Source organism: Paraniabella aurantiaca, assembly GCF_050309965.1.
Classification (GTDB): Bacteria; Bacteroidota; Bacteroidia; order Chitinophagales; family Chitinophagaceae; genus Niabella.
On sequence record NZ_JBLOSY010000001.1, the window covers coordinates 2,482,288 to 2,494,248 of the forward strand.

Sequence of the window (11,961 nt, forward strand, 5' to 3'; positions counted from 1 at the left end):
CATGATCATTGATTCCTTACAGAACGCACAGAAATATAGCAGTGTTCATCCATTGTTCGCAAGGGCATTTGAATATATTGCTGCCACTGATTTAGCAACGATAGAACCGGGCACTTATGAGATACAGGGTGAAGAATTAAAAGCTATAGTATCCGATAAAGAAGGCAAAAGCCGCGAAGAGTCTTTAGAGAAATTTGAATGCCATCGTAAGCATATCGATATCCAGGTATGTATTAGTGGTGTAGAAGAAATAGGTTGGAAGCCTATTGAGAAGTGCGACACTGATAAAGGTGGATATAACGAAGCAAAAGATGTACAGTTCTGGGATGAAAAACCAGATATGTACTTTAACTTAACCGATAACCAGTTTGTAATATTGTTCCCCGAAGATGTACATGCACCCATGATTGGTGTAGGCGAGGGGAATATCAAGAAAATGGTGATTAAGGTAAAAATTAGTTGACGGGTTGGTTAGTTGACTGGTACTGGTTCACACAACAATAATTATTTAAGGTTGGAATAATCTTAAACCTTAAACTTTAAACCTGCCTGTCGGCAGACAGGCCTTAAATCTTAAATTGAAATGGCTACAACACAACAGGCAATTGATGCGATAGTAGAACAAGGCATGCTGCCCTTATATTTTAATGCAGACGAAACAGTAAGCGTAGAGATTTTGCGTGCTGTATATAAAGCAGGCGTTAAAGCAATTGAATATACCAGCCGTGGCGAAGCTGCTTTAAATAATTTTGCCAAAATGGTAGCAATACGTAATGCAGAAATGCCGGGTCTTTTATTAGGTATTGGTACTGTTAAAAACCTTACACAGGTAAAAGAATACCTTGCAGTTGGTGCAGATTTTTTAGTTAGTCCTGGCTATGTAGCAGAAATTGCTGAATATGCGGTTGCCAATGATGTATTATATGCTCCGGGTTGTATGACACCCACAGAGATCATCGCAGCTGAAACTGCAGGTGTTAGATTTATTAAGTTGTTCCCCGGTGATACATTAGGTGCTAAGTACCTGTCAGCTATCAAGCCGGTGTTCCCTAACCTGATCTTTATGCCAACGGGCGGTGTAGATACTACTAAGGAAAATATTGAAAGCTGGTTTAAGGCTGGAGTAAGTGCGGTTGGTATGGGAAGTAAACTGATCAGTAAAGAGCTGATGGCAAATAAAGATTATGCAACCATTGAAAGCGCTACTAAAGAAGTTCTTGCCACTATTCAATCAACTAAAAAATAAACTAACGACATGCAGCAAGCCAATGGAAATGGAAAAATGACAAACTATCGATGGACGATGGTGTTGCTACTTTTTGTAGCCACAACGATCAACTATCTGGACAGGCAGGTGCTATCTCTTACATGGGATGAGTTTATTAAGCCTGAATTTCACTGGAACGAAGATCACTATGGAACGATCACGTCTATTTTTTCTATAGTATATGCCGTGTCAATGCTTTTTGCCGGAAGATTTGTTGACTGGTTGGGCACTAAGAAAGGATTTTTGTGGGCTATTGGTGTTTGGTCAGTAGGTGCCTGTTTACATGCACTTTGTGGCGTTGTTACAGAACAATATGTAGGGCTAAGCTCTGCAGCTGAATTGGTACAGGCAACGGGCGATACTGCTGTAGTTATATCTACCATTAGTATGTATGCTTTTATTGTAGCTCGTATTGTACTTGCAGTAGGTGAGGCTGGTAATTTTCCAGCAGCTATTAAAGTGACAGCGGAGTATTTCCCCAAAAAAGACAGGGCTTACGCTACAAGTATATTCAATGCGGGAGCATCTGTAGGAGCACTGTTAGCACCCTTAACAATTCCACCTTTAGCAGCCGTATTCGGATGGGAAATGTCTTTCATCATAATTGGGGCGCTGGGTTTTATCTGGATGGGATTTTGGGTATTCATGTATAAAAAGCCGGAAGAACACCCTCGTGTTAGTAAAGAGGAACTGGCTTATATCCTTTCAGATAGAGAAGCTGAAGTGCAACCGGAGCGAGCAGCAGCGGTAGAAACAGAGAAAATCTCATTTTTGAAGTGCTTTAATTACAGGCAAACATGGGCCTTTGCTTTCGGAAAGTTTATGACAGATGGAGTTTGGTGGTTTTTCTTATTCTGGACACCGTCCTACCTTAGCACACAGTTTGGTATTAAAACTTCTGAAGGTTTGGGTGTGGCATTAATATTTACTTTGTATGCTATTACAATGTTGTCTATTTATGGAGGAAAGCTTCCGTCTATTATTATTAAAAAGACAGGACAGAACCCTTACGCTGCACGGATGAAAGCCATGCTTATTTTTGCTTTTGTTCCATTGTTGGTTTTATTGGCGCAACCGTTAGGAACTATATCGCCCTGGCTTCCTGTTATTATGATAGGACTAGGCGGAGCCGCACATCAGTCATGGTCAGCTAATATATTCTCTACAGTTGGTGATATGTTTCCTAAAAAGGCGATTGCCACTATTACGGGTATAGGTGGTATGGCAGGCGGGTTAGGGTCCATGTTTCTTCAAAAAACAGCTGGTAAACTTTTTGTTTATGCAGGCGAGAATAATCTGCAATTTTTCGGGTTTGAAGGTAAACCTGCGGGCTACTTCATTATATTTTGTTTCTGCGCTATAGCTTATCTTATAGGCTGGACCGTAATGAAATCCCTGGTTCCAAAGTACGCACCCATTACAGATCTATAACACATCTTATAAAAGATATTAAAACCGCCTCAAGCCAGAGGCGGTTTTTTGTGTCAATACTTTGCGCGCCGGAATGCCGGTTTGATCGCGAATTATAAACAGGAATTGTCGAATTGTAAATGGCGCTGATATTCTTGCATTATTATTGTTTTCTTTACATTCAAAACCATAACAATGAAAAAGGTAAGTCTGTTAATAATGACCTCAGTAGTTCTTTTAAATTCCTGTGGCTCCGGTGGTGACAAAAAAAGCGGCGAAAAAGGCAAATGGGTGCAGGACGAAAGAAAAGAATTTATGAGCAACTGTATTTCGTCGGCCAGGAAAACCTATGAACAACGCGGGATGCAGCCAGACTCTGCAGTTATTACCTGTATGTGCCAGTTTAGTGGTAAAATAATTGAAGAGAAGTATGCCTACGCAGATGCAAATAAAGTGAGTTCGGATGAAGTGAAGGAGATAATGGAAGCAGCAGCAAAATCTTGTTTGCCTAAAAATTAAAAATCGGAAATGAAAAAATTGTATACCATCGTTTTTCTGCTGACGACATTGAATGCTATATCTCAGGATGGAAGCGCCAGGGCAATAGGAGGACATCTGGGAAAATTTATCGTTGGTTTTTTAATCGCATTTCTGTTCTTCAGATTTGTAGTGAAACCTGCACTGAGAAAGAAGTGACCCCAAAAAATAATAGTTCCAGCTCCAAATAAAAGAGGCTTTCAATCGCGAAGGCCTCTTTACATTATATACATCGATAACGATTATTTAAAACGATATTTCTTTTGTACTCTGGGATTGTCAAAGTATTCGTTTAGCTGCTTTTCCGAAAAACGTTCAGACATTTCAGTAGGCACCTCCCGCAACTGGTCCTGGCTCTGCCGTAACTCTTTTTTAAGCGTTTCTGTCTTTTCTCTGATCAGCGGATCCCTGGTACCCAGTAATTGCGTTTCTGTCATCATGTAGTCCAGGCGCTTAATATTAACCCGTAATAAAGTTGCCTGGTTTTGCTCTGTAGTTTTTTGGGGTGCTGCGGCCTCTTTTACAGGCATAGCTACCACGCCGATGCTTGGAAGTATCTTACCGGTATTTTGCTTCTTGGTATCTTCTTTATCAGCCGTAGTGGCCAAAACGGTACCTGTTAAAGTAGTAGATGCAGTAGTGATATCGAAACCCGAGCGCCAGCCTTTTGTTTTTTTAATCTTCTTATCCAATTGATAAAAAGTATACTTATACCTTAGTATCCAGATCTTCATCAGTCTAAGGGCATCATTGTACTCCTTAGTAGCGATATCGTAATTCAAACCATCTTTAACCAGTACTTTTACCCGGGCAGTATCAGCAAAATTGAAATTAGTCGTTCCAATAAATTCAAGATTTACAATTCTTTCCCCTTTGGCATCTTTCTCGTTTACAAAGTCATAACCCGGCACCCATTCAAAATTATCGTCACAGGTTTTAGGTAACTTAAAGTTACCGATCGAAATATCGCTTGACATTAATATTTTTTCTATGGGGAAATTACCATTCTCACATAGCACGTTAAAGCTCAGGCGATCTCCTTCATTAATGGTAACAGGACTTACAACCGATGGCTTTATTTTGGGATATACAACGTCTGTGCTGTAAAATATTACATTTAATGTCGTATCCAGCCTGTCGCCAGGGTTGGAAAGACTTTGCACTCCAAAAGAGATCGGGTATTCCCGGTCATACTTTAAGCGTCCAGACAGAAAAAGTGACTTGTTGCTACGAAAACTTAAAATACCATTGTCTTTGTCAATCTTAAACCCTGCGGGTGCATTTTTTAAATACCAATAATATTTTCTCGGGTCTTTATTAATTTGAAACTTGTAATTGAGGCTGGAATCAACATGCATTGAAAAGAAGGGACTAAAGTTTGTGATTCTCAAAGCAGTATCGGAACTGAAAATATGTGGTATCTCATGTATCGGCTTCAGTACTATACTATCCGGCCTCACCTGGGCCCTGGTGACCGAAAAAAATAATAGTAATAAAATAAGAATAGGATAACGCATTTCAGGAACTTGAATTTTCAATAAACGCAAATTTACGCATAAGACGGCGAAAAGCGGGTATTGGTTCCGGTTTAGATTGATAAAAATAAAAAACCCTTCGTGGAAACGAAGGGTTTAAACCAAAACTAACTGCTTATGAGAAAAACTTGTTATTGTACTTCTATATCTTTTGACGCTGCTTTAGCTTCTTCCTTGCGCTCCAATGTTACTATTAAGATTCCGTTAACAAAACGCGCATTGATCTTTTCACTATCTATTTTGTTATCAATAGTAAAGGTTCTTTTAAAGGAGCGTAACTGAAACTCTTTGCGAATGGATTTACCATTTTCCTTTTGCTCTTCCGCTTTCTTCTCAGCCGAAATGGTCAATATATTATTCTCTACGTTTATTTTAAAGTCGCTTTTATCATAGCCCGGAGCTACTACCTCAATCTGGTATTCGTTTTCATGCTCAGTAATGTTTACAGGTACATGCCCTTTAATATTAGGCTTGGCTACCTCAGTTTTTAATAAACCAGGGATTTCTGTAAAGAAATCATCTACTAAGCTGGTGAAAGTTCTCTCAAAAGGAACGCCGTTGAATTTTACGTTTGTCATTGTATTAGATTTTAAATTTTTTAAGTGATTTTGTTACGGTAACGCAATATTCAAAATACAGACCAACGCAATTTTTACGACATTTTTACAGTAAATTTTATTTTAAAGTGACAATATGTCTCAATTTGTAATTTTTTCTCTTTTTTCTATCAGTGTATTCCATACTAAAGCTGCCAGGATTGCTCCAGCTATGGGTGCTACTATAAATAGCCATACTTGTTGGAGGGCATTTCCACCTATAAAAACTGCCGGACCAATGCTACGGGCCGGATTTACTGATACGCCTGTTATAGGAATACCTACAATATGGATCAAAACCAGGCTTAATCCGATACTTAACCCGGCAAAGCCCCCGTTTATATTTTTGCTGGAAGTGGACCCTAATATCACAAGCAGGAAAATGAAAGTAAAAATCACCTCCGCTACAAACCCGCTGGTGAGGTTGTACTTTTGAGGAGAGAAGTCTCCATACCCGTTTTGTCCAAGGCCGCCTGCGTATTCAGCCTTGCCGCTTGCAATCAGGTAAAGCAGGCCTGCTCCCAGAAGTGCCCCTATTATCTGGGCTGCGATGTAAGCTGCTGCTTCGGACGCCTTCATACGCCCTGCTATAACCATAGCAATGGAGATGGCCGGATTGATATGGCACCCGGAAATATGTCCGATAGCATATGCCATGGCTACTACACTTAATCCAAATGCAAACGAAATGCCCAGTAAGCCAACCCCGGTTGTGCCGTCAGCGCCGGCTATTACTGCGCCGCCGCATCCCATTAATACTAGCACCATGGTGCCGATGATCTCAGCGATGAATTTAGAACTGCCAGAAATTTTCATGTTTAAAGTGTTTAAGATGATAGTTAATAAATATTGAATGTGCTAAATTTAACATTTTTTAACGGAATTGGCTGACACATAATATTTTGATAAGGCAGGCGCATGTGTAAATGCTTGCTGGTTGTTCGGGAAGCAAAAAACTTTTTTTCTACTTTTGTGTTAAATAGTTTAATAATTAATCAAAATTTAAAACAGCGATATGTATCCTGCAGAAATAGTGGTTCCTATGAAAGAGGAATTAACAGATAATGGGTTTGTAGAATTGCAAACTCCGGAAGCGGTAAATGCCAGCCTTGCCGAGGGCGGTACTAATCTTTTAGTGATTAACTCTGTATGTGGTTGTTCGGCAGGTACTGCAAGACCCGGCGTGTTAATGGCCGTGGCCAATGCTGAGAAAAAACCCGACCATTTAACTACAAGCTTTGCTGGTTTTGATCTCGATGCAGTGAAACAAGTGCGTGAACATCTGTTGCCTTATCCTCCATCGTCTCCATCTATTGCATTGTTCAAAGATGGTAAGCTGGTACATTTTATCGAAAGGCATATGATTGAAGGTCGCTCGGCGCAAATGATCGCTCAGAATTTGCTTGCTGCCTTCGACGAATATTGCAGCTAAAAATCAGTTGGTTAGTAAGTATAATAGTTTACAGGGGTGTACTTTATAAAAGTGCATCCCTTTTTATTAATGGTGGCATCAAAGTATGATCAACCCTGACTTCCGTCGGGAAGGCTTTTAAGTTATCAGCTTTTACCCCTAATTTATCGTAATATTGCCGCAAATAAATTAAATTACCTGCTGCATGTACCCTAATTTATATTATGTTTTCCGGGATTGGTTTGGTGTAGAATGGAAGTTTTTACATTTTGTGAATTCTTTTGGTTTTTTTGTAGCGATAGGCTTTATCGTTTGTTCTGTAGTATTGGCAAAAGAGCTAAGGCGGAAAAGTAAAGAAGGCATTTTTCAGCCAACTGAAGAAACCATTACCGTAGGGCATCCCGCATCTGTAAGCGAACTGGCCACTAATTTTATATTAGGTTTTATATTGGGATATAAAATTCTGGGCCTGGCATTTTTAAAAAACTCGCTCAACGTAAATCCGCAGGATTATATTTTTTCGTCGCAAGGTAACTGGCTGGCAGGTATTGCACTTGGAGCTGTTTTTGCCGCAATGAAGTGGCGGGAGAAAAATAAACAAAAGCTGGCTAAGCCGGAAACACGAACGATTCGTGTATGGCCTCATGACAGGGTGGGGGAGATCACCATGATCGCCCTGATATTCGGATTGGTAGGTGCTAAAATATTTGATACGTTTGAAAACTGGGATTCTTTTATTAAAGATCCTGCTTCTATATTTTCAGCATCTGGACTAACCTTTTACGGGGGATTAATTTTGGCTGGTATTGCTCTTTGGTGGTTTACCCGCAAGCATAAAATTCCTTTCATTCATTTTGTTGATGTGATGGGGCCTGTTATGATGCTGGCCTACGCCCTCGGTAGAATAGGTTGCCAGGTTTCGGGAGATGGAGACTGGGGGATCTACAATGCGGCTTTTAAAACAACACCTACTGGTGGTATTTTGCCTGCTGTACAGGGTGATTTCGAGGCGGCTGTTAACGCAAATGCCGAGTTTTTTGCCCGCCATGATACACATCATACCTTTTTTTCAAAACCAGGGTTTCTGAGGTTTCTTCCCGACTGGTTTTTTGCCTATGATTTCCCTCATAACGTTAACGAAACCGGTGTAAGGCTGGCTAATTGTGTTGATCTTCAGTATTGCAATCACTTGCCGGTTCCTGTATTCCCTACTTCGCTGTACGAAATCATCGTTTGTCTTATTTTATTCGGCATATTGTGGATGATCCGTAAAAAAATTAAAGTACCGGGACTATTATTTGGTATTTACCTGGTATTTAACGGGCTGGAGCGCTTTATGATTGAGCGTATCCGCGTAAATGTAAAAATGCATTTCCTGGGAATTGAAATGACCCAGGCTCAATTAATATCTTTTGCAATTATGCTAGGCGGCATAGCCATGATAGTTTTCGCTCAAACAAATTATAAAAAGACCAAACCAACGACTGTTTAATACGTTATAATATAGTAAAGCGAAGAATTTATAGGATTATCGGCAGATTTTAGAATATGTTAGCTAATACCTGTTGATTTTCTTCTAATTTCTGCGTATTTTTGCAAGTTATTATTTATATTTAGGTACAATCCTACACTAAAGTTACCAAAAGGAGATTCAATTAAAATATGCGTCAGCTCAAAATTGCTACTCAGATTACCAACAGGGATTCACAGGCGGTTGAAAAATACCTGCAAGAGATCTCTAAAATTTCTATGATCACACCTGAGGAAGAGACTACTCTTGCTCAAAAAATAAAAATGGGTGACCAACGTGCTTTAGACAAGCTCGTTCAGGCCAACCTGCGTTTCGTGGTTTCAGTTGCGAAACAGTACCAGCACCAGGGTTTGTCTCTGAGTGATCTGATCAATGAAGGAAACTTAGGTTTGATCAAAGCTGCCCAGCGTTTCGATGAAACAAAAGGCTTTAAATTCATTTCTTATGCGGTATGGTGGATTCGTCAAAGTATTTTACAGGCTTTGGCTGAACAGGGGCGTTTGGTACGCTTACCACAAAATAAAATTGGTACCTATAACAAGGCCAATAAAGCCTACATGGCTTTTGAACAGGAGCATGAAAGGGAGCCTTCTACAGAAGAGCTTTCTGAATTACTGGAGATGAGCGAAACCGAGATCAATAATATTTTCCAGAGCAATACCCGCCATACATCTCTTGATGCACCTGTGCATGAAGCAGAAGATGTTGCAATGGGAGATTTGCTGGAAGGTGGATCGGATACAGATGATGATGTAATGAAAGATTCTTTACGTAACGAGATCCGTCGCGTATTGAAATCGCTTTCTCCACGTGAAGCTGAAATAGTAAATGCATATTTTGGTTTGGACGGTGAGAATGGTGTTACTATCGAGCAAATTGGTCAGAAATATGATTTGACTAAAGAACGTATCCGCCAAATCAAAGAACGTGCAATTAAGCGCCTGCAAAAAGCAAGATACAGCAGTGCTTTGAAGTCTTACTTGGGATAAGATTTTGAATCAGCGTACAGATATTAAAAACTCCGGTCAAGGCCGGAGTTTTTTTGTGTAAGGGTTTTAATGGTAGGTTAGGTTTTAAAAATTTGTGCAATGAAACAAAATCAATTCTATTTTAGCAGTATAATATCTGTTAAAAGAATTTTATTGTTTACGCTTTAACGAATTGATATGAAAGTATTTGTGACAGGAGCTAATGGCTTTGTTGGTAGTTATGTGGTGGCGCGGTTGTTGGCCAATGGGCATGAAGTGTTCGCATCTTCCCGCACAGGAGATTTGTCAGCATTTAATGCGAACAAAAACTATCGCTTTATCCAGGTTGATTTTTCAGATCCCTTTTCTTTGCATGATGCCTTTGAGTTTGTACAGCCTGATGTGGTGGTGCATAGCGGTGCTATGAGCAAGCCTGATGATTGCGAATTAAAACAACCGGACGCTTTTGATACGAATGTGTTTGGAACGGTGCAGCTACTATTAAATGCTGAAGCTTATAAGTCCTTCTTTATCTACCTCTCAACTGATTTTATTTTTGATGGTGAAAAAGGAATGTATAAAGAAGAGGATAAGCCCGCGCCGGTAAGCTATTATGGCAAAACCAAGATGGACGCTGAAGAAGCTGTAATGGAATACCAGCATGGGTGGGCAATAGCGCGTACCTCTTTTGTGTATGGCAAACCCTTATACGGCCGGAGCAGCTTCATTACAATGATTGCAGAGAAAATCAAAACAAGGCAGCCGTTTAATGTGGTGAACGATCAGTTAAGAACACCTACGTATGTAACCGATCTGGCTAATGGTATTGCGGCTATTGTTGAAGGAAGGAAAGAGGGTGTATTTAATATTGCTGGTAAAGATGTACTAACTCCTTTTGAGATGGCTCAGCGTGTTGCTGCTTATTTAGGTATTTCTGATCACCTGATAAGCCCGGTCACAAAGGATGAGTTCAAAGAACTGGCTCAGCGGCCTCTGAAAGGTGGATTGGATATTAGGAAAGCAATTGCAGAATTGCAATATCAGCCAGTAAATTTTGACGAAGGATTGAGAGAAACTTTAGGGTAGTATGTAAGGAGATACGGTGGGTATCAGGGAGAAGCCGAATCTACACGGCATAGAGAAAAGCCTGCCTCCTGTTTAGATTACTAATGCTCGTTTAAATATTTTTTCTCCCCGGCTCTTACCGCTATCTGAAGCCTGTTCTCTTTGGGCGGTATAGGACAACTGTAAACGCCCGAAACATAGGCGCAATAAGGGTTATAAGATTTATTAAAGTCAACGATGATATACCCGTCTTTTATATCAGATACCGTAAGATCAATATATCTTCCTGTTTCGTAAGACTCTTTCCCTGTAGTGAGATCGGTAAAGGGTAAAAAAAGATGATCCATGTGTTTAGGGTCCTGCAATAATGCCTGCGATTGATAAACATATAAAGCCTGCTTTGAGCCTTCGTACATAAAACTAAGCTTTCCGTATTGCCTGTACATTTTAGAGCGGCCACTGGACGTAGGAAGGCTAAACCATTCAGCATTTTTTACCGGTTCAAAGTGAGCCTTTATTCTGGCTTTTTCATCTATCGGGAAAAACTGCAGGTATTGTTTGTCGTTGCTTTTTACTACGCCATGATTCAACTTGTAGTCATCAATAAATGCCTGGAGACTGTCCCGATAAGACTCTTGTGCTGCACCATTAGCACAGATCAATAAGAAGGCAAAGATAAAACGCATGTAAAAGCTCATTAATTAAGAGTTTTCTGATTTTAAAGGCAGGAATATTTCAGCCATCATGCAGCGGGCACTTCCTCCGCCGTTTTGTTCAATTGTATTGAGCGAGGAATGAATAACAGGATTAAATGATGCCAGGAGATGAACCTGCTCTTCTGTTAAACTATTATATGCCTGTGTAGACATGATAAGAAATTGATTGCCCGCGATATTTTCTACCTGCAGCATATTGCCGGCAAAATGATTCATTTGCTGCAGGGTGATTTCAATGATTTCCTTCCCGGTTTCTTTAAATTTATCGGTCAGCATTTGCCTTTGTAGCTGATCTTTGATACTTTCAAAACAAACAACAACATAAGTGTCGGCCATGCACATCATTACATTGGTATGATAAATTTCTTTCTCATTTTCATCCACAGCATTAAATAGTACGGGGCTATAACCTATCGAATCACAAAAATCGTATAACACGGTAGCATTGGTTCGGGGAGACAGGCAGGCATAAGCTATTTCATGATCTCTATCCAACACCATGCTGCCGGTACCTTCCAGGTAGGCATTTTTTTGTTCATACCTGGTTAAGTCTATTGTAGATCGGATAAAGAAGGTCTCACTTAATTTGTCTACAATATTTTTATTGCGCTCCAGTTTCCGGTTGTCGGCAAACATCGGATACAGCACAACCGTTCCGTCTTCATGAAAAGATATCCAGTTATTGGGAAATACAGAGTCTGGTGTGTGTGGCTCCAGCGTATCCTGCATGACTGTAACCTTAATGCCATAAACGTTTAGTATATTGACAAAGTTGTCGAATTCCAGCAAGGCTTTTTCATGTACATGAAGTTGTTCGTTTATTTTTTGAAAACTATTATTGACCGCAGTTTGCGGATTAAACGCAAATGCTGCCGGGCGAATCATTAATAATGCAGACGTGGTCATTGTTTATTGAAAGATATTA

14 protein-coding genes are annotated in these 11,961 nt (G+C 40.0%); 9 read left to right on the forward strand and 5 right to left on the reverse strand.

Annotated elements, in window-relative coordinates; all coding sequences use genetic code 11:
* Position 1 precedes the first annotated feature (1 nt).
* The 5 genes from ACLOAU_RS10825 (at position 2) to ACLOAU_RS10845 (ending at position 3,373) form a co-directional block, all read left to right on the forward strand.
* Positions 2 to 463 carry a NanQ anomerase/TabA/YiaL family protein gene (locus ACLOAU_RS10825; RefSeq protein ID WP_427861887.1) on the forward strand — a complete coding sequence of 154 codons (462 nt, stop codon included), beginning with the start codon at positions 2 to 4 and terminating at the stop codon, positions 461 to 463.
* A gap of 120 nt (positions 464 to 583) precedes the next feature.
* A complete protein-coding gene (locus tag ACLOAU_RS10830; RefSeq protein ID WP_427861888.1) occupies positions 584 to 1,246 on the forward strand; it encodes a bifunctional 4-hydroxy-2-oxoglutarate aldolase/2-dehydro-3-deoxy-phosphogluconate aldolase in 663 nt (220 codons plus the stop codon).
* A gap of 9 nt (positions 1,247 to 1,255) precedes the next feature.
* Positions 1,256 to 2,698, forward strand: a complete 1,443-nt coding sequence (locus ACLOAU_RS10835) for an MFS transporter (protein ID WP_427861889.1) — start codon at positions 1,256 to 1,258, stop codon at positions 2,696 to 2,698.
* Between the two features lie 174 nt (positions 2,699 to 2,872).
* The gene (locus tag ACLOAU_RS10840) at positions 2,873 to 3,196 is read left to right on the forward strand and encodes a hypothetical protein (protein WP_427861890.1); all 324 of its coding nucleotides are present in this window, start codon (positions 2,873 to 2,875) and stop codon (positions 3,194 to 3,196) included.
* A gap of 9 nt (positions 3,197 to 3,205) precedes the next feature.
* Entirely contained in the window at positions 3,206 to 3,373 is a 168-nt protein-coding gene (locus ACLOAU_RS10845; protein WP_427861891.1) for a hypothetical protein, read from the forward strand.
* Positions 3,374 to 3,456: 83 nt separating this feature from the next.
* Here ACLOAU_RS10845 and ACLOAU_RS10850 read toward each other — a convergent pair whose 3' ends face one another.
* From ACLOAU_RS10850 to aqpZ, 3 genes are all read right to left on the reverse strand, one after another.
* Positions 3,457 to 4,752: a hypothetical protein gene (locus ACLOAU_RS10850; protein WP_427861892.1), complete on the reverse strand. Its 1,296-nt coding sequence runs from the start codon at positions 4,750 to 4,752 to the stop codon at positions 3,457 to 3,459.
* Positions 4,753 to 4,880: 128 nt separating this feature from the next.
* A complete protein-coding gene (locus ACLOAU_RS10855; RefSeq protein ID WP_427861893.1) occupies positions 4,881 to 5,327 on the reverse strand; it encodes an Hsp20/alpha crystallin family protein in 447 nt (148 codons plus the stop codon).
* 120 nt (positions 5,328 to 5,447) lie between these two features.
* Complete coding sequence (gene aqpZ, locus ACLOAU_RS10860; protein ID WP_427861894.1) at positions 5,448 to 6,161, reverse strand: aquaporin Z; 714 nt, start codon at positions 6,159 to 6,161, stop codon at positions 5,448 to 5,450.
* A 199-nt stretch (positions 6,162 to 6,360) separates the two neighbouring features.
* On the opposite strand from aqpZ, the gene ACLOAU_RS10865 reads away from it, so the two are divergent.
* From ACLOAU_RS10865 to ACLOAU_RS10880, 4 genes are all read left to right on the forward strand, one after another.
* A complete protein-coding gene (locus ACLOAU_RS10865; protein WP_427861895.1) occupies positions 6,361 to 6,777 on the forward strand; it encodes a BrxA/BrxB family bacilliredoxin in 417 nt (138 codons plus the stop codon).
* A 184-nt stretch (positions 6,778 to 6,961) separates the two neighbouring features.
* Positions 6,962 to 8,248 (forward strand): prolipoprotein diacylglyceryl transferase, encoded by a 1,287-nt coding sequence (locus ACLOAU_RS10870; RefSeq protein ID WP_427861896.1) that lies wholly within the window; start codon positions 6,962 to 6,964, stop codon positions 8,246 to 8,248.
* A 170-nt stretch (positions 8,249 to 8,418) separates the two neighbouring features.
* On the forward strand, positions 8,419 to 9,276 hold the full coding sequence (locus tag ACLOAU_RS10875; protein ID WP_008585204.1) for a sigma-70 family RNA polymerase sigma factor: 858 nt from the start codon (positions 8,419 to 8,421) through the stop codon (positions 9,274 to 9,276).
* A gap of 177 nt (positions 9,277 to 9,453) precedes the next feature.
* Positions 9,454 to 10,341, forward strand: coding sequence for an SDR family oxidoreductase (locus tag ACLOAU_RS10880; protein ID WP_427861897.1), 888 nt, complete (start codon positions 9,454 to 9,456; stop codon positions 10,339 to 10,341).
* A gap of 80 nt (positions 10,342 to 10,421) precedes the next feature.
* Here the strand turns inward: ACLOAU_RS10880 and ACLOAU_RS10885 are convergent, their stop codons facing one another.
* Both ACLOAU_RS10885 and ctlX read right to left on the reverse strand, forming a co-directional pair.
* The gene (locus ACLOAU_RS10885) at positions 10,422 to 11,018 is read right to left on the reverse strand and encodes a DUF1684 domain-containing protein (protein ID WP_427861898.1); all 597 of its coding nucleotides are present in this window, start codon (positions 11,016 to 11,018) and stop codon (positions 10,422 to 10,424) included.
* Between the two features lie 3 nt (positions 11,019 to 11,021).
* Complete coding sequence (gene ctlX, locus ACLOAU_RS10890; protein ID WP_427861899.1) at positions 11,022 to 11,942, reverse strand: citrulline utilization hydrolase CtlX; 921 nt, start codon at positions 11,940 to 11,942, stop codon at positions 11,022 to 11,024.
* Positions 11,943 to 11,961 lie beyond the last annotated feature (19 nt).

What these genes read in the sequence shown, in the direction of transcription:
- ACLOAU_RS10825 (WP_427861887.1), top strand. Translation starts at nt 2, where the DNA reads ATGATCATTGATTCCTTACAGAACGCACAGAAATATAGCAGTGTTCAT.
- ACLOAU_RS10830 (WP_427861888.1), top strand. Translation starts at nt 584, where the DNA reads ATGGCTACAACACAACAGGCAATTGATGCGATAGTAGAACAAGGCATG.
- ACLOAU_RS10835 (WP_427861889.1), top strand. Translation starts at nt 1,256, where the DNA reads ATGCAGCAAGCCAATGGAAATGGAAAAATGACAAACTATCGATGGACG.
- ACLOAU_RS10840 (WP_427861890.1), top strand. Translation starts at nt 2,873, where the DNA reads ATGAAAAAGGTAAGTCTGTTAATAATGACCTCAGTAGTTCTTTTAAAT.
- ACLOAU_RS10845 (WP_427861891.1), top strand. Translation starts at nt 3,206, where the DNA reads ATGAAAAAATTGTATACCATCGTTTTTCTGCTGACGACATTGAATGCT.
- ACLOAU_RS10855 (WP_427861893.1), bottom strand. Translation starts at nt 5,327, where the DNA reads ATGACAAACGTAAAATTCAACGGCGTTCCTTTTGAGAGAACTTTCACC.
- aqpZ (WP_427861894.1), bottom strand. Translation starts at nt 6,161, where the DNA reads ATGAAAATTTCTGGCAGTTCTAAATTCATCGCTGAGATCATCGGCACC.
- ACLOAU_RS10865 (WP_427861895.1), top strand. Translation starts at nt 6,361, where the DNA reads ATGTATCCTGCAGAAATAGTGGTTCCTATGAAAGAGGAATTAACAGAT.
- ACLOAU_RS10870 (WP_427861896.1), top strand. Translation starts at nt 6,962, where the DNA reads ATGTACCCTAATTTATATTATGTTTTCCGGGATTGGTTTGGTGTAGAA.
- ACLOAU_RS10875 (WP_008585204.1), top strand. Translation starts at nt 8,419, where the DNA reads ATGCGTCAGCTCAAAATTGCTACTCAGATTACCAACAGGGATTCACAG.
- ACLOAU_RS10880 (WP_427861897.1), top strand. Translation starts at nt 9,454, where the DNA reads ATGAAAGTATTTGTGACAGGAGCTAATGGCTTTGTTGGTAGTTATGTG.
- ACLOAU_RS10885 (WP_427861898.1), bottom strand. Translation starts at nt 11,018, where the DNA reads ATGAGCTTTTACATGCGTTTTATCTTTGCCTTCTTATTGATCTGTGCT.
- ctlX (WP_427861899.1), bottom strand. Translation starts at nt 11,942, where the DNA reads ATGACCACGTCTGCATTATTAATGATTCGCCCGGCAGCATTTGCGTTT.